The following is a 25,859-nucleotide window of genomic DNA, read 5'->3' as shown; positions in this document are numbered from 1 at the left end:
TTTAATAGCTGCAGTGTTTTAAAATACACTGAATGAAAAAAACTTTACTCTTATTCTTACTTTTCGTTATTACTTCTTGTTATCAGGAAACTGCTATAGTTATAGAAGGTGAGTTCACGACTTCGTATGTTGATCAGGATGAATCTATACCCGTTATTATTAAAATCGATAATAAAATAACGGGTGCAGATACTTATGAATGGACATTTGAGGGCGGAAATCCTTCTGTTTCAAATTCTAAAAATCCAGGCGAGATTTTATACAGCAAACAAGGAACTTATACCATCAAAGTAATAGCAAAAAATGTAGATGGTGAGAGTCGAGAATTTACTCAAACTGTTGTAATAAAAGAAGGTATTAATATTGAATTTACACATGAAATTGTAAAAAGCAACTATTCTCCTGTTGAGGTAATTTTAAAGAATTCGACTATTGGAGAAGGCTTGACTTTTAATTGGGAATTTCAAGATGGTTCGCCAGCTTCTTTTTCAGGAAAAACACCACCAAATGTTGTATTTACAACTCCTGGAGAACACATGATAACTTTGACTGTATCAAACGGTTTTGAATCTGAAAAACAGATTAAAACCATTACTGTTGCTCCGTATTTGGTGAGTTTGTTTACCTATGAGCCAAAGTTTGAAGATGATGATTATGAAGCTCCTGTAACAATTAATTTCACAAATAAATCTGTCAGCACAACCCATTACAAATGGACATTTGAAGGCGGAAATCCAGCTGTTTCTACAGAAGAGAATCCAATTGTGGTTTTTACAAGTGCAGGCGCTCATGAAGTGACTTTAGAAGCTTTTAATGATAAAACAAGTCAGATTTTCAAATCGACTATTACAGTTCTGCCCGATACAAATCTGCGAACATTTACTAATGTAAAATTAGGAATTAACACAGCACATAACGGCAATAATATTGGTGCCATGTTCTCGACAGTTACACGCGAAGTTTATATGGCAAACGAAATTAACGATGAGAATAGCAGTCTAGTAGATATTGTATTCCAAGGTCTAAACAGCAATTTTACATACAACAGATTCGTCTCTCCAGATCAGGCCAATAACTATGGATTTTTAGCATTAAAAAATGCACAAAGCACCATTTTTGTAAATTCTCAAAGCTTGTGCAATTGTGGTTTAAATTTTACCGAAGCACAATTCGACAGTATGGTAAATGACACGCCTATAAAAGCATTAAACATAAATTATAGCGCTGGAGGCGCACAAGAATTTGGTTTTGCTTATCCGAGAATTATTTTATTTAAAACACAAGACGGCAGAAAAGGCGCCATTAAAATAAAAGAAATGGTAAAGAACGGTGCAAGTTCTTATATTTTATGCGACATCAAAGTTCAAAAACAATAACCGGTAAATGAAGATAAAGAAGAATAAAATCTTGTTTTGGTTATGTATTGTTTTGGCCTGTTGTTTTTACGGGAAAGGATATGCACAGGATATAGATTTGCAGAATTTTTATAAACCTAATTTTAAGGTGACAGGTAATATTAATGCCAATATGATGTACTACAACTCTAATATGGAAAATTCACGTGAACCTTTCACTTATCTGTTTTCAGGGAGTTTGAATATTAGTGCTTTTAATTTTAGCGTTCCGTTGTTTTATAGTTTTACCAACCAAGGAGATAATTTAGGATATACTGCCCCATTTGATTTTAACAGATTAAGTATTATGCCCAAATACAAATGGGTAAAGGCTTATATTGGAAATGTGAGTATGACATTTTCACCTTATACATTAAGTGGTTATCCATTTAAAGGAGTCGGATTAGAACTGACGCCAAACAGCCCGTTTAAAGTGTCGTTAATGGGAGGACAGCTCCTTAAAGCCGTTTCAGCAGAAAATGCTTCAGGGGGAATTCCAATTTATCAGCGTTTTGGTTATGGAGCAAAAGTAGGTTTTGAGAAAGCGCAGTACAAGTTAGGCTGGATTGGTTTTTATGCCAAAGACGATGCCAGTTCATTAAACATGGTAAATGATAACGGAGTTACGCCAAAAGAAAACTTTGTAAACAGTTTGATTTTTAGCACTTCGGTAGTGAGAAATTTAAATTTAAATGTCGAGTATGCCTTATCTGTATTAACAGATGATACTAGAAGTGAAAGTATTTCGGGTGGAGGTTTTCGAGATAAAATATTTTCTGGTAAAGAAAGTACGAGTTATATGAACGCTTTCAATGTTAATTTCGATTATAATATTCAGAAAAGCACTGTCGGATTAACTTACGAGCGTATTGATCCTAATTATAATACCCTTGGTGCATTATATTTTAATAATGATTTAGAAAACATCGCGTTGCGTTTTGCGAGACCTTTTTATCAGGATAAAATTACAGTTTCGACCAGTTTAGGATTTCAAAAAGACGATTTAGAAAAAGTTAAAAAACAAGATACAAAACGTGTTGTAGGATCTATCAACATGAATTATAGAGTAACAGATCAAATTAACATTACGGGTAGTTATTCTAATTTTTCTACTTATACCAATAAAAAATTAGATCAGTTTGAACTTATAAATAATCCAAATGTAGTGCAGGCAGACACTTTAGATTACAGGCAATTATCTCAAAATGCTAATGTGAATATGTCTTATGCTTTCGGAAAAAAAAGAAATCAAAATTTAAACTTTAATTATAGTATTGCGGGTCAGGCCAACGAGCAAGGAGGCGTGATTAGAAAAGGTCAGGCGAGCACGGTTCAAAATTATAACTTAGCGCATACGGTTAGTTTTCTGGCAACGAAAGTCGCTTTAAACAGTTCGCTTAACTATACCAAAAATGAAGTAAGCCGAAACAATAATTCATCTATGGGAGCTTCAGTTGGAGCTTCAAAAAAACTATTCAAAGACAAGCTAAATACAAACCTTGGATTTCTTTATAATAATTCGCAAGGAAATATGAATTCAAGTTCTGTATTTGGAATCAAGTTCAATAATAGTTACGTAATGTATCAAAGGCATAATTTTGGTTTAAATGTTATTTCGATGTTTAGAAGCAGCACGAATACAGAGAAATTTAATGATTTGACGGCTACTTTAAATTACACCTGTTCGTTGGATAAAATAAAGCTTCCTGCCAAAAAAGAGCCTAAAAAAGAAAAAGAAGAGGTTTTAAATCCTATTCTAAAAATAAATCATAAAGACAAGACTTACGAAGGAACGAGAGACGAAATTATACAGCAACTTCAAGATATGCAGTCATCGCTTCGTCCGATGCCAAAAGAAGATTCAGAAGAATTGCAACATCTCCTGACACTTACTACTTTGACGCCAGATGATGATAGCTTCAAAGAAAAAGCCTTGAATTATTTAAAAGCATACGATTTAAATAATGACATCTTAAATAAATACGACAATTACATTCATGAAACGGTAAAAAGTTTAAGAGAAGAAATGGTTCGTAAAGACGAAGGATACGAGAATGATTACGTGATGGCTCTAGGAAGAGTAAACAAACATAAGATGCATGGTGTAGATGAAAAAGACGTCACAGATAAAGTGAGTTATAATTCGTATCTAAAACTGGTAGACAGAAAAAATAAAAAATTACAGCCTTTAATGGTTCATCGCTGGATGCTTGATGAGATTGGAATACTTTCAAATACACCTGTAGATCAGCTTCGTCAAAATGAAAACCTTTCTGCTTTTAATAAAGAAGAGCTAGGAGATTTCTTTAAAATGATGAAAGAGAAGAAAACAGATGCGGCAATAATCGAAGAAATAAAAATCAAACTAATTCCATTCTATCATGATTTAGCAGTTAAAAATGTGAAGGATGGAGAAGTCGATTTTAAGTTTTTAAAGAATAATTAATAGTCAAATAAACTCTTTTGCTGTTCGAAAGAGTAAAAATATAAAAGAAGTCGGTATGCTTTATTTTTCAAAAAAACAGAATGATTTGCTTATGAAAAAAAATTACAAAATACATTTTGCGACACTGCTGATCTTGCTTTCGGTTGTTTTTTCTTATGGGCAGGAAATTCAGCCACCAAAAGAATTAAGTGTAGCTTCAAGTTCGATACAAAAGATTGAAGCCGCTGACCGTTGGGTAGATAAATTCTCAAATCAAGATTTGGTAGAACTGCCTATTGGTATTCGTAATACGGTAAATAATATTCAATATTCTATCGGAATTACAAAGGCTACTTTTACGTCAGAATATACTACGCTGACTGTTTTTTGTAGAGTTGATATTCCTCAGAAAGATAAAAAAACTGGACAGCCCATGCAGCTTTTCTTTGGAGCAGATAATGTTAAATTATCGCATCAAGGAGGTATTATGGGTGAAGCCAAATTGGTATTGCTAGGCAATGTTGATATTCCTTTTAATGAGGATAAATGGCAGGTTTCTTTATACGGAGGTTTCGAAATGGCAACTGGAAAGGTAAACGATCTAACGTATGTAAAGATTGATTGTGATGGTTTTAAAGAAATGAAGATTTCTGGCGCTGTTGAGTTTTCGAGAGATCTAATTCTGCCAATCGATCCGTTGACCAAAACGGTTGACGAAGCAAAAACTACAGTTCCAAAAACGTATTATAACGGAAAAACGGTTGCAATACCTAATAGAGTTAGAGGAGAGTTTAGCTTTACAGCGGGCAGCTGGAATGATATTTTATTAAATGTAAGTCTGCAGCCTTTTGTATTAAAAGACAAACGAAACGGAAAAGATTTTGATGGTAATTTCCAGTTTTTGGTAAGCAATGCAGTATTGGATTTAAGTGATTTAAAAAATGATCCTGTAGTTGTTTTTCCAGAATACTATGCAAAAAATTCGCTTTTGGTTCCAAGTCAGGAATCGTGGAAAGGAGTTTTTGTCCAGACTTTTGACGTAGGTCTGCCCAAGGAATTTCAAACAACCGATACGGCATCAAGTAAAGAAAGGCTTCATGTGGGGGCACAAAATCTTATTATAGATAAATTTGGAGTTTCGGGAACTTTCTATGCAGATAATGTTTTTCCTTTAGATCGAGGAATAACCAGTCAGGAAAAATCATGGGCTTATTCGTTAGACCATATTGATGTGACTATTGCGGCAAATACTTTTGTAAAAGCAAATTTAAAAGGACAGATTCTTTTACCAATTAGTAAAGCTGCGCCAGAGAAAAAAGAAACGGCTACAACTCCTGCAACCAATACAGGAACGGCTGCTGCAACAGGAACCGATGCTGCTAAACCAAAACAGACCAATAGGGCTGGTTTAGAATACAACGGATTTATTTCTATGGAAGAGCAACAATTGGTTGTGATAACTAAAGATTCCATAGCTTTTGACATCTGGAAAGCAAAAGCATTATTGCTGCCCAATAGTTCTGTCGAGTTAAAATTAGTCAACGGGCGATTTTTGCCTAAAGCTAATCTAAACGGTTCGGTTTCTTTTGGAACCAATAAAGGAGCAACAGACGATAAAGATGTAGAAGGTAAGAAAACAGTAGACTTTAAAGGAATTACGTTTGAGAACCTGCAATTACAGACGGTTTCGCCTATCATTTCTGTTAGAAATATGGGATACAAAGGGACTGTTGGTTTTGGTAATTTCCCTGTTTCTATCGGAAACATTAACGTAGCCATTAATGGAGATGATTCCCGAATTGATTTTGATTTAGGAATTAATTTAATGGAAAGTATTGGAGCAGGAGCAACCGCAAGAATTGGAATAAAGGGTAAGATGTACGACGATGGGTATAGGCAAAGAAGCCGATACGCTGGTTTGGATCTTTCGGCTATCCATATAGATTGTAAGTTCAGCGGATTAACCATTAAAGGAGGTCTTATTCTAATGGAAAAAGACCCTGTTTACGGAGATGGATTTAATGCAGATGTTGAAGTCGACGTTGTGGATGTTGTGAATGTAAAAGCAAAAGCAATTTTCGGACGTACTACTTTTAGATATTGGTATTTTGATGGAGCGGTTAAGTTTCCTCCAACACCAGGTGTGCCTTTTATGATTACAGGTTTTGGTGGAGGAGCCTATTACAAAATGCATAGAAATCAAGATATTGCCATTGGCGAATTTTCTCCTTCCGGATTAAGCTACACGCCAGATGAGAAAATAAGTTTAGGAATTAAGGCTTTAATTTATTTTCACGTAGGAGCAGAAACAATTTGCGATGGTGAAGCTGGATTTGAAATGGCATTTAACTCAAAAGGAGGAATAAACAGATTAGCTATTTTTGGTAAAGCCAATGTTATGGCTAAAATTCCAGGGCTTAAAAATGTTACCGATTTAATGGGTAAAGTAGCTTCAAATGTTACCGCTAAGAAAAGCTTTTTAGGAATTACAGAAAATGACCTTAAAGGATCTTTTGCCAGCAAATATATTCCAGAAGCTAAAGAAGCAATTCCTGGAGATTTATCTGCTGCAGTAGGAATAAAAATGGCAGCAGCTGTCGAATTTGATTTCGAAAACAAATCGATGCACGCCACTACCGATGTCTATATCAATACACCAGGAAATTTCCTTTCGGGAATTGGAGAAGGAGGAAGAGCCGTTTGGGGAGTTTTCCATAAAGATCCAAAAGATTGGTACATGTACATGGGAACACCAAAAGACCGATGCGGAATTAAAATTGGAGTTGCTGGTATGTATTTAAAAACTACAAGTTATTTTATGGCAGGAACGGTGCTTCCGGGCAGTCCGGCGCCACCTCCACAAGTAGCTCAAATTTTGGGTGTCGATTTAAAAGAACTGGATTATATGCGTAACGAAAATGAATTGGCAAATGGAGGAGGTATAGCCTTTGGAGCCAGTCTAGATTTTGATACAGGAGATTTAAGCTTCTTACTTTTCTACGCACGTTTTCAAGCAGGAATGGGATTCGATATTATGCTTAAAGATTATCAGGAAGCAAGATGTTCCAACACAGGAAGTCGTGTAGGTATAAATGGTTGGTACGCTAACGGACAATCTTATGCTTACTTGCAAGGAGAACTTGGAATTAGAGTTAAATTATCTTTCTTAAAATTAAAGGTTCCAATTATTTCTGGAGGAGCCGCAGTTTTATTACAAGCAAAACTGCCAAATCCAGTTTGGATGAGAGGTTATATGGCTGGAAACATGAATATTTTAGGTGGACTGATAAAAGGAAAATTCAGATTTAAATTTGAAATTGGTGAAGAATGTCAATTTGAAAATCCATCGCCACTCGGAGGAATTAAATTAATAACTGATGTAACGCCAAAGCAAAGTTCGACAGATATTGATGTTTTTGCTGTGCCACAAGCTGCATTTTCAATGAAAGTTAACGAAGCTTTTGTAATCCCTGAAGATTCGGGTGATGTGACCTACAAAATAATTTTAGAGAAATTCAAAGTATTTGATGGAACAAAAGAAATTCCTGGGGTTTTTGAATGGAGTACAACTAAAGACAGAGTTAATTTTGTCTCAAGCGACATTCTTCCTCCAAATAAAGAGCTGAAAGTTCAAGTTGAGGTAAGTTTCCAAAAAATGGTAAATGGTTCTTTCCAACCTATCAAAGTAGACGGAAAAGTGGCCACAGAATTTGAAGAAAGAATATTTACAACAGGAGGTGCGCCAAACCATATTCCGCTTAATAACATTAAATACTCTTATCCAATTGTAGAGCAAAAATATTTCCTTGAAGAAGAGTATCCAAAAGGATATATTCAGTTGAAGCGTGGTCAGGATTATTTGTTTGAAGACTCTAATTGGGAAACTAGTATAAAGGTAGAGCAAGACGGAATTCCTAATGCAAAAGCGGTTGCGTTTAACTATGATACTACTTCAAATGAAGTCTATTATAACTTGCCAAATATCGATCAGGAAAAGAAATATAATTTCTCTATCGTTAGTAATTTAAAGCAGAATGTAACAAGGAATACAGCAGCGAATACAAAAACAAATACCATTAGCGATGAAGGCAACGACATACAAATAAAAGAAAATCAAGCCGATGCCGTGTCTAAAACTGAAGGAACTATCGAACGTCTAACTTATTCATTCAATACCAGTAAGTACAGAACTTTTGCGTCTAAGATGAATGCGATTAGTACTCAAAACTATAACTTCGGAATTTTAGATTCAGATGTAATTTATTTGAGTAATACTATTTCGAGTCAGGAAGCCTTTGATATAGTTGACCTTATGGGTGTAGCTTATAGTGATAATAGAGCCGTAATAACAGCAGAATCTAAGTTGAATGATCAATATTATCTAGTAGATATTTATCCGTATTTATACAAAGATTATCCTTTAAATGGTACTTTCACGATAACCAATAGAGACACTAACGAGTTGGGTGTAGTTCCAGCCAAAGCAATTCCGCTTAGTTCTTATTATACGGTTAGTTTAGAAAACAATATCAATCAGTCGTATACAAAAGGAAATTTTCCATTTAATTATAATATGCCATTTTTCTATAAAGAAGACTGGGCTGACCTAAACAACCAAATAGTTAACTCGTACGTTAACGGAGATGCTGGTATTATGGCACTTTCTCAACGATTTCATAATAGTAGTTTCCAATTCATGAGACATGGAAATTATGAAATAGTAGTAAAGTATAATCTGCCAGGAAATAAGCAAGCAAATGAGTTTGTTTATAAGTATAAAAATATAGCCGATTTTAGGTAAATTCTATAAAGAACACTAAATAACTTTAAAAACCCGTTTGAGAATTCTCAAACGGGTTTTTATTTTAGACAATTAGATTTAACACTTTGGAGCGCTTTTTTTTATTAATTTACATAAAACTTACAAATCAAGCTTTTGTCTAAAACTAAAAGATGCTGAATAATAAAGAAGAAAAGAAAGAACAAAATGCGGTATATCTGCTTCCTTGGGTAACGGCAATTGCAATGTTTATGCAATCATTAGATGGTACAATTCTTAATACTTCGCTGCCTTCAATAGCCAAAAATATGGGATATTCGGCAACCGAAATGGATTCGGTTATTGTAACCTACACACTCACATTAGCCATGTTTATTCCGCTTTCCGGATGGCTGGCAGATAAGTTTGGCACCAGAACCATGTTTATGATTGCCGTATTTCTGTTTATCATGGGATCTTTGTTTTGTGCCCTTTCAGTTGATTTGAATACGCTTAATATGGCACGTGTTTTACAAGCCGTTGGTGCTTCCATGATGGTGCCAATTGCCCGATTGGCTATTTTGTACCAATACCCCAAAAACGAACTGCTTAAAACAATGAATTTTATAACCTTATTTGGATTGTTGGGAATGGTTGCGGGTCCAAGTTTAGGAGGTTTTCTCTCGGATAATTTCAGCTGGCATTGGATTTTTCTAATAAACATTCCAATTGGTTTCATCGGAATTTCGATGGCATATCGCATTATGCCTAACTTTAAGCACGCAGTAGGAAGATTCGATTTTAGAGGATTGGTTTATTTCAGTTTGGCACTAATTTCTATTACTTTGGTTTTAGAACTTATTGGAAACGGACGACCACACATGATTGTAATTCTAAGTTTATTGTTTCTCTTCGGACTGCTTTCTCTCTTTTATTATATTCATTATAAAAAAACGGAAAAACCCATAATCGACCTGCATCTTCTAAATATTAGAACCTTAAAAATAGGATTGATGGGAAGTTTAATTACTAGACTCGGAATTGGCGGATTGCCATTGCTTTTACCGCTTATGTTGCAAACCAGTTTTGGTTACTCGGCATCAGTATCAGGATTATTGCTGTTGCCTTCTGCCTTGTCAAATGTTGCTGTTAAGCCTTTTATGGTAAATATTATAAAGTTTTTTGGCTACAGAACAGTATTGATAAGCAACACCATTTTGCTGGGAATTGTTTTGATTATTCTCGGATTTGTAACGAAAGAAACACCAATTGGATACTATATTTTACTGATGATATTCTACGGAATTTTCACTTCTATACAAATGTCTGCCATGAATACCATTACGCTTTCAGATTTAGATCAAGATACAGCGAGCGGCGGAAATACGATGTTGGTTATTATGCAGCAGCTTTCAGTAAGTTTTGGAGTTTCTGTGGCGAGTCTTGCGCTTTCTTTATTTCAGGACGGAATTTTCAATTTAGATGCTTCAAAAGCATTTCAATATACTTTTATTGCATTGGCTGTTTTTACCATCTTTTCAAGCTTTACTTTTTCAAAATTAAGTAAAACAGATGGAGGAGGGTATATGTAATTTTACTTTGCATAAGCAAGTTTTGATTTCAAAAAAACACACAACTTATCGAATCAATCTAACTTGTTTCGGATTAAGTTATTCTTCTTTAAAAGTATAAGTTTTATTTGCAATCAAGATTTGTTCTTCAAATGGCTTTTGCATAATTTTACATACTATGTATGAAATATTCCAAAAGTATCTAGAAGAAAAAACAGAACTGACTCAGGCAGAATCGGAACGTATTCAATCATTTGCTATAATTAAAAAATTGCGTAAAAGACAATATCTGCTTCAAGAAGGAGATGTCTGGAAATACGATGCTTTTATTACAAAAGGCTGTGTTCGAACTTATACCGTTGATGAAAAAGGTAGTGAGCATGTAAATAGTTTCAGTATCGAAAATTGGTGGACAGGAGATAGGGAAAGTTTAATGATGCAGCAGCCTTCACGTTTTAATATTGATGCTATTGAAGATACCGAGCTTGTTCTTTTTACTCATGAGAATTTTGAATTGCTATGCAAAGAAATTCCAGCATTTAACAATATGGTAAATGCTATTCTTCAAAGAAGTTTTATTGCCGCTCAAAATAGAATTCAAGCCTCACTGACTTTAACGGCCGAAGAAAAGTATTTGAATTTTATAAGCAAGTATCCAGGTTTTGCTTCGAGAATTCCTCAAACCATGATCGCTTCATATTTGGGTATGACACCAGAAACGTTAAGTCGTATTCGAAAACAAACCGCAAAGAAATAAATGTACAAGGAGCTTTTAAAGCTCCTTTTTTTATGGCCTCTTCCCACTCTTGATCTATATCAAGTTTTTACTTATTTCTAATCAATGTACAGGTTTTGCATTCATCGCAACTTTGTAATGTTCAAAAGAAACAAACATTATAAACATTTAAATAGTAGAAATCATGTCAAAAACAATTTTCATTACAGGAACAAGTACAGGCTTTGGAAAATTAACAGCTGTAACACTAGCAAACGCAGGTCATTCTGTAATTGCAGGAATGCGAAATACCAATGATAAAAATGCCGCTGCTGCGAAAGAATTGCAAGCAATAGAAAACATTGAAGTAGTAGATATCGATGTTACAGATGATGCATCAGTTACTAAAGCTATCGAAAAAGTATTGATTAAATACGGAAAAATTGATGTTTTAATCAATAACGCAGCGGTAAGCGGTTTTGGTTTGCTGGAAGGATATTCTATTGATCAGGTTCGTAAAATGTTTGATGTAAACGTTTACAGCGTACTCCGCATGTATCAAGCAGTGCTTCCTTCTATGAGAAAAGAAAGAAACGGACTCGTAATTAACATTACAACTGGAGCCAGCGCACACACACTTCCATTTATGGTTCCGTATATAGCATCAAAACTGGTGGTTGAAAGTTTTACAGAAGGATTGCAAGACGAGCTTGCCGATTACGGAATTGAAAACGTAAGCATTCAGCCAGGAGTTTATCCAACAGAAATGAATAACGGATCTAAAGCGGGTATTCATGCAGATAAAACAGCAATTATTGAAGAATATGGAGATGCAGCAACCGAAAAATTCAATGCTTTAGGAACTGCATTATTTGGTAAAATGGCCCAGTTCGATATGAATCCGCAAACCATTGCGGATGGTATTTTAGAATTGGTAAATATGAAAAAAGGAGAGAGACCGCTTCGTTTCCCGTTAGACGCCATTGCTCAAGGAACCGATAAAGAATTTATAGAATCCCGTGCCAATATTAAAGCAAAATGGGTAGCAGCTTACACCAATTAATTTTCCCTTTAAAAGCACATTTTAATAATTTACTTAGATTCAAAATAATCATGAAAACAACGCATATAAAATCAAATAAAAAAGTCCAAACTTCAGCAGCTGCAATGCTTAATTTATTAATACTCTTTTCTGCTTCAGAAAAAACAGTTGCACAAACTAGTGCGGGAATTGTCGGAATCGATCATGTGGGAATCAATGTTCCTGATCTTAATAAAGCCGTTACATTTTTTAATGATGTACTTGGTTTTACGCCCGTAACTCAATTAGGCCCAATTCCGCTTGACGCTGATTGGAAAAAACTAAATCACATTAATCCAAATACTGGAGCCGTTACCATAAAAATGATCAATGCAGGAAACGGAGCAAATATAGAAGTGTTTGAGTATGCAGACAATAAAGGAAGCAAAACACACCCCAATACAGATGATATTGGAGCATCTCATATTGCATTTTATGTAAAAGATATTAATGCATCTGTAGAATATTTAAAAAGCAAAGGCATAAAAATAATAGGAGAACCTTTTACAATGCCTTCTGGTGATACAGCAGGAGAAACTTGGGTTTATTTTGAAACGCCTTGGGGATCTAAAATGGAATTGGTTTCGTATCCTAATGGAAAAGGATATGAAAAAACGAATCCAAAAACACTATTATGGTCTCCAAAAAATGAAGCAATGAAAAAAGTTTCTGCAAATGATTTCGATGCTAAAAAGAACGCGTCAATAGTAGAAAACCATCTTAAAATCTGGAATGAAAAAGAGGAGTTGAAACGCAAAGCGCTATTAAATCAAGTTTATGCGGTTAATGTTGAAATGGTCGATCGTCATTTTATTGCTGAAGGAATTGAAGATATCAGTAAATTTATCGTAGAACTTCAAACTAAAAACCCTGATTTTAGATTTACAGCAAAATCTGTCGAAACCAATCATAATATAGTTCGTTTGTATTGGCAGTTTGGTTCAAAAACAAAACCATCTGTGGTAAGCGGTATGGACTTGTTTGTTATCGAAAATGGTAAAGTTCAGAAACTGTATGTTTTTGTTGACCAAAAAGAATAACTTTTAATTGATTTTGAAAGTTTAAAAAGCCAGACAATAAGTTCTGGCTTTTTAAATTTCTATTAAATGGTTTTTAAAACACCACCATCTGCTCGTAGAGAAGCTCCATTTGTTGCCAAAGAAAGCGGGCTTGCAAGATAAGCGGCAAGCGATGCAATTTCAGATGGATTTATAAAACGCTGCAATAAAGAATGCGGATTGGTTTGCTGTACAATACTATTTTTCATTTGCTCCACTTCGATATTCTGCAGGGATGCTATGTGTTCTATAACAGTTGCAACTCCGTCAGAATAAGTTGGTCCGCCTAGAATGGTATTTACGGTTACCTCTGTTCCAATGGTTAGTTTAGATAAGCCATTGCTCACAGCAGTCATTGCGGCTTTAGTCATTCCATAATGAATCATATTGCCTGGAATATTTACTCCAGATTCACTGCTTATAAAAATAATTCTTCCTGATTGCTTCTCCAGCATCTGTGGTAAAAGTTTCTTAGAAAGACGAACAGAACTCATCACATTAATTTCAAATATTTTATACCAATCTTCATCTTCAATTTCTTCGAAGTTTTTTAGATCAAATTGGCCAACATTATTAATTAGAATATCGATGTTATTTAATTGGCCTAATAGTACATCTACTTCCTCTTTTTTGCTAAAATCTGCTGGAATTCCAGACACTTTGCAGTTTGGAAATTCAGTTTTCAATTTTTGGACTGCCAGATTTGTTTTTTCTTCACCTCTTCCGTTGATAATTACTTCTGCTTTTTCATTTAATAATTGTTGTGCAATTGCAAAACCAATTCCTTGAGTTGATCCGCTGATGAAAGCTTTTTTCCCTTCTAATTTTAAATCCATTTTTTTATTATTTATTTTTGTAATGATTGATACATAAATAGTCAAAAAAATTAGCTGATAACAGCTAATTGCATTTCGATCTGATCTTTTAATATTTTCTTGTCAGGATACATTCTGCGGAGCGTATTAATTCCGCACCAAAACGTGATGAGGTATTTTCCTAGAATCTCAGGAGAAGTTTTAGATTGTATGTTTCCTTTTGTTTGTTCCGTTTTTATGGTTGCTGTAAACATTTGTTCGACTTCTTTTAAAATCTGTACAGCATTGGCTTCAAGATCTTCATCTATATAAGTCATTTCGACAACGGTATTAGCGATAATACATCCCTTCAAATGTTCATTTGTGTCAGCTTCTGCAATACTTCTAAAAAAATCTTTAATTAATTCTAAAGGGGAATCACTTTTAGCCAATTCATTTTTAAAAGCATCAAAAGCTAGTCTGCGTTCTTCAATAGCTTTTTTAAAAACTTCTTTTTTACCGCCTTTAAAAGTATTGTAGAAGCTTCCGGCTCCAGCTCCAGTTGCTTTTTGTAAATCACTTAAAGAGGTTGCACTATATCCTTTTTGCCAAAAAACTTCCTGAGCCTTTTTTATAATATTGGAATCTTCATAGATTGTGGGTCTGCCTCTCATTTTATTTATTTTGTAATGATCGATACAAAATTATATAAAAATAATTATGCAGCCAATTTTTTTTTAATGTAATCCTTTAAGAAGATTTTTTAAGAACTAAAAATAACGCAGCTGCGATACCTAATCCCATAATTGCGGTTTTGGTAAAATTAGAATCTGTTTTTGAAGGTGGATTCCCGTAGACTCTTAAGGGTTCTTTAGAATTGGTAAGCACATTTCCAGGATTGTTCTCCTTATTTGGGTTAAGTTTCATTTTTAGACGAAGCGCTGTCGATGATGTATTGCTAATTAATTTTGGAAATAATTTATAAGTATTAGTAATTGCCGCCGCTTTAAAATCGGGAAACAAATCTTTTTTAGGATGTTTTGCCAAATAAACCATTTTAGCTGCAGTTTCGCGTGGATCAGAAGCAATAAAAGGAATTTTTATATCAAAGCCCGAATACTTGGCAGAATGAAGATTTCCTGTAGAATTTTGTAACTGAGGATACAAATTGCAAACATGAATATATCTGTGGTTAGAGATTTCTCCCTGCAAACATTCCATCATGCCTTTAATACCGAATTTAGATGCAGAATACACGGCGCTGTAAGGCGCAGGCATAAAGCCGCCAATTGATACATTATTAATTAAAATACCGTGATTTTGATCTTTAAAAATTTTGATTGCATTGTAAGCTCCATGCATGTATCCAAATAAATTGGTTTTTATAACCTGCTGATGAATTTCTAACGGAATTTCTTCAAATTTTCCGCTTGCCATCACTCCGGCATTATTGACCCAGATATCGATTTTACCGCTCATAGCAAGGGCTTCTGCGGCAACTTTCTCTACATCTTCAGCTATAGACGTATCTGCCGAAACGCCCACAACATGAACATTTAATGCTCGGCAAAATTCTACAACTTCATTAATACCTTTCCAACCTCTCGCAGCGAGGACTAAATTGCATCCTTCATGAGCAAAAGCTTCTGCAGCTGCACGGCCGACACCACTGCTAGCACCCGTTATAACAACCGTTTTTCCTTTTAGAGCATTGGTATATTTTTCTGCATTTTTCATATCCTAAATATTAATTGCGTAAAAGCGCATTTTTACTGCGGTGAGTTACTCAAATTGCTTTTTTAGACAAGATAATAATGCGCTTTTCGTTTGTTCTGCTAGAACTATTTTTTAAGATATATTTTTTCTCAGATGTTCTCGTACTGAATATTCTATTTTTTTGATTTAAAAAAAGCATAGCAAGTAATTTAGCAACGAAATAGCTTTTCCGTCTAATTGAAATATAAAATTAGAGTAAAACTATTCGGACGCTGTTATATAATTACGCTTGCTAATTGCTTAATTAAGAGATTTTAAGAGGGTTTTTGTCTATCAAGTTATTTATCTAATCCTTACAAATTTTAGATTGTCAGTTTTAGTTGTAATAATTAGATCTGCTTTATGCAAAATGTATTTCCCTTTTAGATAGTTTTTTGTTTTATGCTGCGAGTTATTATTAGTTTTTAAAGTTAAAGAATCTTTTGTAAACGAGTATTCTCCATTTACAATGCTATCTAGTCGATCTGTTTTGTTAATTTGAAAATGATTCATGATTTCAAAATGCAACCTTTCCTTAGTTTGAAGATTTTCCCAAGTTCCGTAAAAATCGTCTTGTGACATGTATTTGGTTTTCATAATACTGAACATGATAAAGAAACCAATGAATACAGCAGGAATATAAACGAATTTTATTGCGCTAATCTTATTCATCCATTTGGGTCTGTCACTGTTTTGATACAATGGAGGTTCTTCCAAAAAATATTTTAGAAAGACTTTATAATCAGAAAATAGTACAAACAATGCCATTAAAGTTAATGTTATCGCAATCTCTTTTGCATTAATATCATAAGCAAAATCTGTTAGAAGAATATTGACCATAAAAGTTAGGAAAAGAATAATCCCTATTCGTGTTGTTTTTCTAAAAAAGAGCAGGAACGAGCTTATAATTTGAGTAACGGCAATAACAATCGTGTACCAATTGCAGTAACCATAATAATACCAAGTAAGGCGAAAACCATCTAGAGAGCCAATAGGCATATCGTACACGCTGGGCTGCGATACGAATTGGGTTTTTAATATTTTACCATAAGCATATAAGATTATGATTGTCGCTAGAAAGTATCTGCAAAAGGTGTGTAAAAAAAGATGGATTTTTTGCCAGTTCATATTTTTTGGGATTTTTTTGTTTTACATTATTTGGTATGAGGTAAAAGTATAGTATCCCAAAATCGCAGAATTGTACAAATGGAAACTGTTTAAACAAACAGCCAAATATTTTCTTTTTCTGTATTTATATTTTTGAAAAAGATTTGTGGATTCCTGTTTGTGAGCTCTTTAAAGTTTCGAATAAAATGAGATTGATCGTAAAAATCGTATTGAGACAACTCAGAAAAATTTTTGCTTTGCTTTTGTTTAAGAATTGAGTTTCTAAAACGATGAATTTTTCGGTACTCTGAAGGCGATTTGCCAATATGTTTTGTAAAAAGCTTATTCAAATATTGCCTGCTCATTTGATGTTTAAGAGCGATTTCTTCAATCTTTTCATCTGTTTCAATATCGGCAAGTATTTTTTCAATTAAAGAAAAATCTTTGACTTGTAATTTCGAAAGCAAATAATCTTCAAGCTCCTGACTTTGTCTGTCTTTATCCAAACTGAAAATTTCAATCATTTTAGCATTAAAGTCGGGCATAAAAGTAAAGTCCAAAATAGTGCCTTCTGAAAAAATACTTTTTGAATCGGATAAAAACTGACTTATTCCTAATGGCTTAAAGTAAATTGTGACCTCGTTTATAAGCTCTTTGTAATGAATTTTAATAGGCTTAGTATAACGAGAAACTACACAGGTCATGATATTTTTATCTGACGATGATTTTATAATGACTTCGTTATTTTGTATTTCAACATCTAGATCTTCATTGGTGGTTAGAATGCAGAAATTATTAGGAAAGGTGAGATATTGTACAGAGCCCGAATTTTTATCTTTTGAAATAAAGTAATATCCTTCAATATATTTTTTTAAAATTTCATTTTTAGGCTGATAAAAATCCAGATTCATTTGTTCTCTTTGAGGTAATTGGTAAAGGTTATTCTTTTGGAATAGTATTGAAAAAACTAAAGTAGCAAATTAAAGTTTGCACTATCGTTGATCGTTCATTATTTTTTAAAGATAAAATTTGTTCATTAAATAGACTGCTATTTTGAAAAGGAAATATCTGCTCATTATGTTGTGAGGAATGGCAACCTGTTGAAATTGGACTTGCGATATTTTTACTTTTTTACGCTTAATTATATGATAAATATGTTTTTTAATGTAATTTTTTTTGTAGTTCATAAAAATAAATAACACAACCGATTGCGTTTGATTGATATTTTTTTATATTTTTAATAAATACACTTATAAATTGCTGTTTCATTTCAGATCTTTAAGTGTTAAAATAACTGAGCTAACAAAACCAATTTTAATAATTAACCAATGATCACAAAAAAAATATCTTTTTTATTTGTTATGGGATTTTTATGTTTTTTCTCCCTGACAGCCCAAGAGAAAAAATCAAAGAAAACAGCAGACAAGCGATCTCCGGTCTTTTCTAGTGTTACCTATCAAGGAGATGATGAAATCTATAAAAAAAATCCCTTAAAGCCCGATGAATTCTATTCTCCAATTCTTCAAGGATGTTATCCAGATCCAGCCATTACAAGAAAAGGAGACGATTACTATATGGTATGCTCTTCATTTGCCATGTTTCCAGGAGTGCCAATTTTTCATTCTAAAGATTTGGTAAACTGGACTGATTTAGGTGGAGTATTGAATAATGTTTCAGAGTTTAATCCTCATGATACGGGTATCAGTGCTGGGGTTTATGCGCCGGGAATTACTTATAATTCTCATAATGACACTTTCTACATGATTGTAACGGCATTTACGGGCAATATGGGAAATATTATTGTAAAAACTAAAGATCCGAAAAAAGGATGGGGAAGTCCAATTAAATTGGCTTTTAACGGAATTGATCCTTCTATTTTCTTTGATGATAATGGTAAAGGTTATGTGGTACACAATGATGCTCCAGATAAAGGGAAAGAATTGTATGAGGGTCATCGTGTGATTAAAGTCTGGGAATACGATTTAGAGAAAGATCAGGTTATTCCTGGTACAGATAAAATTATAGTAGATGGTGGCGTTGATCTTTCTAAGGAACCAATATGGATAGAAGCTCCTCATTTATATAAAAAAGACAATCGTTATTATTTAATGTGTGCCGAAGGAGGTACAGGAGGAAATCATAGTGAAGTTATTTTTATTAGCGATAGTCCAAAAGGCCCTTTTAAGCCATCATCCAATAATCCGATTCTTACTCAAAGATATTTCCCTCAAAACAGACCCAATAAAGTAGATTGGGCAGGACATGCCGATTTAGTGCTAGGTCCTGATAATAAATATTATGGAGTATTTTTAGGAATTCGTCCAAATGAAAAAGACAGAGTAAATGCAGGACGAGAAACGTTTATGTTGCCCGTAGATTGGTCGGGGACTTTTCCTGTTTTTGAAAATGGTTTAGTTCCAATGGTACCAAAATTAAAAATGCCAAATGGGGTAGAAAACAAAACGGGTAAAGACGGTTTTTTTCCTAATGGCAATTTTACATTTACAGAGAATTTTACCTCAGAAAAACTAGATTACAGATGGATAGGATTGAGAGGCCCGAGAGAGCATTTTATTTCTATTGTTAAAAAAGGATTGCAGATTAATCCGTTTCCGGTAAATATCAAAGAACTAAAACCAACTTCGACATTATTCTACAGACAGCAGCACAATAATTTTTCTTTTGAAACCACATTAGAGTATAAACCTAACTCTGAAAAAGATTTGGCAGGAATAGTATGTCTTCAAAATGAACATTTCAATTATGTTTTTGGAATAACTAAAAAAGGAAAAGATACTTATGTTCTACTGCAAAGAACAGAAAATGGTCAATCTGAAATTGTAGCCAGTACAAAAATTGAGATTAAGGGTGCAATGCGTTTTCAAGTTAAAGCTACAGGAGATAATTATCAGTTTAGTTACGCTTTAAATGGTGCCGATTTTCAAAATCTGGGAAGCGCAGTCTCAGGAGATATCCTTTCAACAAATGTAGCGGGAGGATTTACAGGATCTTTAGTAGGTTTATATGCTACTGCATTCAATAATGCAATTCCGAAATAAAATACAAAAAACAACAGCAGGATTACGGAATCGGGCTCAAATGCATGAATCCGAAAAAACAACTTTGATGCAGTAATTGATTTTGACAAAGAATCGGGGAAGCAGTAGATTTAAACTTATTTAATTAAAGCAAATTTAACAAGATATCATGAAATCAATACTTAAGTTTTTCGTAGTTACAGTTCTTTTTTTTGCAGGATATAATGGATATTCTCAGGATCCAAATTTTCATGTCTATTTAAGTTTTGGACAATCTAATATGGAGGGCGCTGCGCCAATAGAAGCTGAAGACAAGACAAATGTAGATCCTCGTTTTCAGGTTCTGGAAGCAGTAAATTGTCCAGATTTAAATCGTGAGATGGGGCAATGGTACACAGCGATACCGCCGTTATGCAGATGTAAAACTGGATTAACACCAACAGATTATTTTGGAAGAACAATGGTTGCCAATCTTCCTAAAAACATAAAAGTAGGAGTGGTAAATGTTGCAGTTGGAGGTTGTAAAATTGAGCTTTTTGATAAAGACAATTTCGAAAACTATATGAAAACAGCACCAGACTGGATGCTCGGAATGATCAAAGAATATAATGGAAGTCCATACGCTAGACTTGTGGAAATGGCAAAAACAGCACAGAAAAAAGGCGTTATAAAGGGAATATTATTACACCAGGGAGAATCAAACACAGGTGACACGTTATGGACAAAAAAGGTCAAAATAGTATACGATAACCTAATGAAGGATCTCAATTTAGATCCTAAAAAAGTGCCTTTGCTTTCTGGAGAGACCGTTCATGAAGACCAAAATGGGAAATGTGCGAGCATGAATAAAATTATTGCGACACTGCCTCAGACCATTCCAACGTCTTATGTAATTTCATCAAAAGGTTGTGCAGTTGCTACAGATTTGCTCCATTTTAATGCGGTAGGATATAGAGAATTAGGAAAGCGTTATGCAGAAAAAATGCTTTCATTATTGGGTTATAAATCAGATAATTCTAAAGAGCCTTTTGTCGTTCATGCGCCCATAGGTTTTGATCAGTTGAATCCAGCAGTTCCAGCTGGAAAAGTAGAAACGGTAAGTTATAATTCAAAGACAGTTGGAACAGTTAGGAAAGCCACTATTTACACGCCGCCGGGATTTGCTAAAAATAAAAAATATCCAGTTTTATACCTTTTGCACGGAATTGGAGGAGACGAAAAAGAATGGTTGAACGGTGGAAATCCGCAGATTATTTTAGACAATCTTTATGCAGAAGGAAAATTACAGCCCATGATTGTGGTAATGCCAAACGGAAGAGCGATGAAAGATGACAGTGCTTCTGGAAATATAATGGCTCCAGATAAGGTTCAGGCATTTGCAGATTTTGAAAAAGATCTATTAAATGATTTAATTCCTTTTGTTGAAAAAAAATACAATGTTTTCAAAGACAGAGAACATCGTGCTATTGCAGGATTATCTATGGGAGGGGGACAGTCCCTGAATTTCGGATTAGGTAATTTGGACAAGTTTGCATGGATAGGTGGATTTTCGTCGGCTCCAAATACTAAGAAAACAGAAGAGCTAGTGCCTAATCCTGAAGAAACTAAAAAGAAACTGAAACTACTTTGGATTTCTTGCGGAGATAATGATTGGCTGATTGAAAACAGTAAACGCACCCACGATTATTTATTTAAAAATAATGTCCCGCACATTTATTATCTGGAATCTGGAGTTCACGATTTTAAAGTATGGAAAAACAGTTTATACATGTTTTCGCAGTTATTGTTTAAACCCGTTGATGAATCTAGTTTTGCAAAATATACCATGATTTATTGATGTATTCGCTATTATTTAATTAGTTTAATATTCTTTCAGATATTTTTTTAGAAATGCCGAAAAAAGAAATTATGATAAAAACACAAGATTTTATATATGCTATTTTAGCCATTACAATGAATATTTTGGCAAGTCAGGCTCAAAAGGACAAAGCTCAAAATCCCATTATTTTTGCAGATGTGCCAGATTTATCTATAATCAGAGTAAACGACACGTACTATATGAGCAGTACCACAATGCATATGAAGCCTGGTGTTCCTATTATGAAATCTAAAGATTTAGTGAATTGGCATCTTGTTAATTACGCTTACCAAACTTTAGAGGATAACGATGATCGGCTGAATTTAGATTATGGAAAAAATGACTACGGCAGGGGTTCTTGGGCAAGTAGTCTGCGTTATTATAACGGTGTGTATTATGTGAGTACTTTTTCGGGCACAACCGGTAAAACGTATATTTTTTCTACAAAAGATATTGAAAAAGGATCTTGGAGAAGAATGGTATTAAACAATTCCTACCATGATCATTCGCTTTTCTTTGATGATAATGGTAAAGTTTACCTTGTCTGGGGAGGCGGAAAACTTCAGATTGTGGAATTAAAAGAGGATTTATCAGAAGTAAAGGAAGAGACTAAAAAAGTTTTAATAGAAAATGCCAATGAACCTGCGAAAAGCGATATAATGCTGCCGGCTGAAGGATCACAACTTTTTAAAATTAAAGGGAAATATTATTTATTTAATATCTGTTGGCCCAAAAACGGCATACGCACGGTAATCATACATAGAGCAGATTCGATTACAGGGCCTTGGGAAGGAAAGATTGGACTGCAGGATTTAGGCGTAGCACAAGGCGGACTTATTGATACTCCAGACGGCAGATGGTTTTCTTATTTATTTAGAGATGCAGGAGGTGTTGGCCGTATTCCGTATCTGGTTCCTGTACAATGGGAAAACGGTTGGCCAGTATTGGGAGAAAATGGTAAAGTGCCAGAAAATCTAGACCTTCCTGCCAATAAAAGCTTGATTCCCGGAATTGTAAACTCAGATGAATTTAATCGTAAAAAAAGTGAAAATGATTTGCCGCTGGTTTGGCAATGGAATCATAATTCAGATAATACGTATTGGTCTGTTAAAGAGAGAAAAGGGTACTTAAGATTAAAAACATCCAGAATAGACAGCAGTTTTACGCAGGTAAAAAATATTTTGACGCAAAGAACTTTCGGTCCTGTATGTTCGGGATCTACAATGCTAGAGCTTTCAAATATGAAAGAAGGAGATTTTGCAGGACTTTCATTGCTGCAAAAAGATTTTGGTCTCGTTGGAGTAAAAATCGAGAACGGCAAGAAAAAAATCATCATGATAAATGCTGAAAATGGAAATCCCAAAGAAATAGAAAGTGTTTTATTAAATCAGGACAAAATCTATTTTAAAGCCGAATGTAATTTTAAAGATCAGGCAGACCAAGGAAAGTTTTATTATAGTTTAGATGGCAAAAAATGGATTAATATTGGAAAACCTATTAAGATGCCGTACACAATTCCACATTTTATGGGCTATCGATTTGGACTGTTTAATTATGCTTCAAAAACAATTGGAGGTTCTGCAGATTTTGATTATTTCACGGTGAATGATAAAATTTCAGAAACGAAGTAAACTGTATCTTTATACTTCGCATGTCAAAGACAATTCTACTTGTTTTACCATGAATGATCTTCAAACCTAAAAAACATTTTAAAAATTCTTTTATCAAAAGATAAATCTATAATTATGAATCTTAAAAGTTTAATACTCCTATGTTTGGTTAGCTTTTTAAAACTAAACGCTCAGTCCACAGTAAAAAGTCCAGACGGAAAACTAATAGTTTCGGTTTCTGTAAGTAATGGAATTCCATTGTACAGCATTACATACAATGAAAAGAGTTTTGTTGAAAAATCTCCTTTAGGATTAAAGACAAATGCAGGAGATTTTAGCTCTGGATTAACTTTGGAAGCAAATAGCATCCAAAATAAAATTGACGAATCTTATCAGCTGCGAAACATTAAAAAAAGCAGTGTTCATTATACGGCTAATGAAGCTTTTTTTTCATTCACAAAAGATGGTAGACCAGCTATAGATATAATCTTTAGGGTTAGCAATAATAATGTGGCATTTAAATATAAATTACATCCGCAGAAAGAAACACTTTCTTGTGTGGTTCAAGAAGAGGTCTCAGGATTTTTATTGCCAAAAGGAACTACTACATTTCTTTGTCCGCAAAGTAATCCAATGACAGGATTTGCTCGTACAGCACCTAGTTACGAGACTTCCTATACACTGGATGATGCGGTCGGAAAAAATGGATTAGGAAATGGTTATACATTTCCATGTCTATTTAAGGTCAATAACAGCGGATGGGTCTTAATTTCTGAAACAGGTGTAGATAGCGGTTATTGTGCAAGCAGGTTAATTGGTCATGAAAATGGGGTCTATACAATCGGATTTCCAATGCCCGGAGAGAATAACGGAAACGGAACAACAGCACCAGGAATACCGCTTACGGGAGAAACACCGTGGCGTACCATTACAATTGGAGAAACACTTGCTCCGATAGTTGAAACCACTATTCCGTTTGATTTAGTTAAACCAAAATATGAAGCGTCTAAAGAATATGCATATACAAAAGGAAGTTGGAGCTGGATTATAAAAATGGATGGCAACACCACGTTTCCTGTGCAAAAGCAATATATTGATTTTAGTGCCTCGATGGGATATGAAACTGTTTTAGTTGATGCGCTTTGGGATACGCAGATAGGCCGTGATAAAATAGCAGAGTTAGCGGCATACGGCGCTCAGAAAGGCATAGGACTTTATTTATGGTACAATTCAAATGGGTATTGGAATGATGCTCCGCAAGGTCCAAAAGGCTTAATGGATAATGCCGCTATTCGACGTAAAGAAATGGCATGGATGAATAGCATTGGGATTAAAGGCGTTAAAGTTGACTTTTTTGGAGGTGATAAGCAGGTAACCATGAAATTATATGAAGATATTTTAACAGATGCGAATGATTTTGGAATTATGGTCATTTTTCATGGCTGTACCTTACCGCGAGGTTGGGAACGAATGTACCCTAATTTTGCATCTAGCGAAGCGGTTTTGGCAAGTGAGAATCTGCATTTTGGGCAGCAAAGCTGTGATAACGAAGCTATAAATGCAGCAACGCATACTTTTATTAGGAATACGGTTGGTAGCATGGATTTTGGAGGAAGCGCTTTAAATAAATTCTATAACAGTGATAACATTCCAAATAAAGGTTCAAAAAGAATGACTTCTGATGTGTTTGCTCTAGCGACTTCAGTGCTTTTTCAAAGCGGGGTACAGCATTTTGCTTTAGCGCCAAATAATTTATATGATGCTCCAGATTGGGCTATAAAATTTATGAAAGAAGTGCCTACAGTCTGGGATGAGGTTCGCTTTTTGGATGGATACCCAGGCAGATATGTGTTGCTGGCCAGAAGGAAAGGGGCAAAGTGGTATATCGCTGGAATTAATGCTGAAAATAAAACGCTTAGAACCAAACTAAAATTAGATATGTTTTCTTCTGGGACAGCGGTAAATTATTACACAGATGATGATCAGCTAAATGGGAAAGTAAACACTTTGAAAATAAATAAAAACAAAGAAGTAGAAATAAAAATACCTCGCTATGGAGGGATTGTAATAATCAATTAAAATAATTTGAATAGTACTATTAAAATGAGTTAATCTGATTTGTTTTGATCAAAGGTCAGTGCCCCAAAAAAGTTAGATGCTATTTGGGGCATTTTTATGAAGAAACCAAACAAGACTTTAGACTAATAGAACTTATGCAGAAAAGGATTTCTAGAGTTATTTGCGATACACGTAAAAGGACTTGTCAAATTTTATAGCTCGATGCAGATTATGGAACTAATCGTATCGGGCTTTTTTTTGTTTTAGGCAGCTCTACAAATGGCTTCAAGTAGAGTTTTTTGTTTTTAACAACCGATTGTTGTTTTTATTTTTCTTGTCATTTTTGAGACTTTTTCTTTATAAGATAAATTGTAAAAGAAAACTTTTTAACTCATTTTAGTACTATAATATTTACTTTATAATCATTTTAAAATGAAAATACTAGATTTTTCTTATATTATATTTTCTGTATAAAATTGATCAGTTAGCTACTGAATTATTATAATTTATTTGAAATTTATTTTCAAAATAAATTATTCTTATTTTTTTAAGCTTAAAAATATTTTTAATGTTTTTATTTTAGTCTTTTTTTGTGTTTATTTTAAATAAAATACAATGCAACCGATTGTTTTATTG

At 34.1% G+C, this 25,859-nt stretch carries 16 protein-coding genes; 11 read left to right on the top strand and 5 right to left on the bottom strand.

Annotated elements, in window-relative coordinates; translation table 11 throughout:
* Positions 1–32 precede the first annotated feature (32 nt).
* From NCC77_RS16905 to NCC77_RS16875, 7 genes are all read left to right on the top strand, one after another.
* Positions 33–1,376, top strand: a complete 1,344-nt coding sequence (locus tag NCC77_RS16905; protein WP_250836656.1) for a PKD domain-containing protein — start codon at positions 33–35, stop codon at positions 1,374–1,376.
* Positions 1,377–1,383: 7 nt separating this feature from the next.
* Positions 1,384–3,840 carry a TonB-dependent receptor gene (locus NCC77_RS16900; protein WP_250836655.1) on the top strand — a complete coding sequence of 819 codons (2,457 nt, stop codon included), beginning with the start codon at positions 1,384–1,386 and terminating at the stop codon, positions 3,838–3,840.
* 91 nt (positions 3,841–3,931) lie between these two features.
* The gene (locus tag NCC77_RS16895; protein ID WP_250836654.1) at positions 3,932–8,620 is read left to right on the top strand and encodes a hypothetical protein; all 4,689 of its coding nucleotides are present in this window, start codon (positions 3,932–3,934) and stop codon (positions 8,618–8,620) included.
* 152 nt (positions 8,621–8,772) lie between these two features.
* Entirely contained in the window at positions 8,773–10,170 is a 1,398-nt protein-coding gene (locus NCC77_RS16890) for a DHA2 family efflux MFS transporter permease subunit (protein ID WP_250836653.1), read from the top strand.
* Between the two features lie 157 nt (positions 10,171–10,327).
* Positions 10,328–10,906 (top strand): Crp/Fnr family transcriptional regulator, encoded by a 579-nt coding sequence (locus NCC77_RS16885; RefSeq protein ID WP_250836652.1) that lies wholly within the window; start codon positions 10,328–10,330, stop codon positions 10,904–10,906.
* A 163-nt stretch (positions 10,907–11,069) separates the two neighbouring features.
* Positions 11,070–11,927, top strand: coding sequence for an SDR family oxidoreductase (locus NCC77_RS16880; RefSeq protein ID WP_250836651.1), 858 nt, complete (start codon positions 11,070–11,072; stop codon positions 11,925–11,927).
* Between the two features lie 50 nt (positions 11,928–11,977).
* A complete protein-coding gene (locus tag NCC77_RS16875) occupies positions 11,978–12,985 on the top strand; it encodes a VOC family protein (RefSeq protein WP_250836650.1) in 1,008 nt (335 codons plus the stop codon).
* A gap of 62 nt (positions 12,986–13,047) precedes the next feature.
* On the opposite strand, the gene NCC77_RS16870 is transcribed toward NCC77_RS16875, so the two are convergent.
* The 5 genes from NCC77_RS16870 to NCC77_RS16850 all read right to left on the bottom strand — a co-directional run bounded on the left by NCC77_RS16870 (position 13,048) and on the right by NCC77_RS16850 (position 17,570).
* Positions 13,048–13,839 (bottom strand): SDR family NAD(P)-dependent oxidoreductase, encoded by a 792-nt coding sequence (locus NCC77_RS16870; RefSeq protein WP_250836649.1) that lies wholly within the window; start codon positions 13,837–13,839, stop codon positions 13,048–13,050.
* A 50-nt stretch (positions 13,840–13,889) separates the two neighbouring features.
* Positions 13,890–14,471, bottom strand: coding sequence for a TetR/AcrR family transcriptional regulator (locus NCC77_RS16865; RefSeq protein ID WP_250836648.1), 582 nt, complete (start codon positions 14,469–14,471; stop codon positions 13,890–13,892).
* Between the two features lie 76 nt (positions 14,472–14,547).
* Entirely contained in the window at positions 14,548–15,534 is a 987-nt protein-coding gene (locus NCC77_RS16860) for an SDR family NAD(P)-dependent oxidoreductase (protein WP_250836647.1), read from the bottom strand.
* A 321-nt stretch (positions 15,535–15,855) separates the two neighbouring features.
* Entirely contained in the window at positions 15,856–16,680 is an 825-nt protein-coding gene (locus NCC77_RS16855) for a hypothetical protein (RefSeq protein WP_250836646.1), read from the bottom strand.
* A gap of 89 nt (positions 16,681–16,769) precedes the next feature.
* Complete coding sequence (locus tag NCC77_RS16850) at positions 16,770–17,570, bottom strand: helix-turn-helix domain-containing protein (RefSeq protein ID WP_250836645.1); 801 nt, start codon at positions 17,568–17,570, stop codon at positions 16,770–16,772.
* Positions 17,571–17,987: 417 nt separating this feature from the next.
* Here NCC77_RS16850 and NCC77_RS16845 point away from each other — a divergent pair, with 417 nt between their 5' ends.
* From NCC77_RS16845 to NCC77_RS16830, 4 genes are all read left to right on the top strand, one after another.
* The gene (locus NCC77_RS16845) at positions 17,988–19,718 is read left to right on the top strand and encodes a glycoside hydrolase family 43 protein (protein ID WP_250836644.1); all 1,731 of its coding nucleotides are present in this window, start codon (positions 17,988–17,990) and stop codon (positions 19,716–19,718) included.
* Between the two features lie 148 nt (positions 19,719–19,866).
* Complete coding sequence (locus NCC77_RS16840; RefSeq protein WP_250836643.1) at positions 19,867–21,534, top strand: sialate O-acetylesterase; 1,668 nt, start codon at positions 19,867–19,869, stop codon at positions 21,532–21,534.
* 71 nt (positions 21,535–21,605) lie between these two features.
* Positions 21,606–23,186 carry a glycoside hydrolase family 43 protein gene (locus tag NCC77_RS16835; RefSeq protein ID WP_250836642.1) on the top strand — a complete coding sequence of 527 codons (1,581 nt, stop codon included), beginning with the start codon at positions 21,606–21,608 and terminating at the stop codon, positions 23,184–23,186.
* A gap of 114 nt (positions 23,187–23,300) precedes the next feature.
* A complete protein-coding gene (locus tag NCC77_RS16830) occupies positions 23,301–25,244 on the top strand; it encodes a glycoside hydrolase family 97 protein (protein WP_250836641.1) in 1,944 nt (647 codons plus the stop codon).
* Positions 25,245–25,859 lie beyond the last annotated feature (615 nt).

It is taken from the genome of Flavobacterium tyrosinilyticum, from assembly GCF_023656565.1.
In the GTDB taxonomy this organism is placed as follows: domain Bacteria; phylum Bacteroidota; class Bacteroidia; order Flavobacteriales; family Flavobacteriaceae; genus Flavobacterium; species Flavobacterium tyrosinilyticum.
This window is presented reverse-complemented; position numbering and strand designations above follow the sequence as displayed.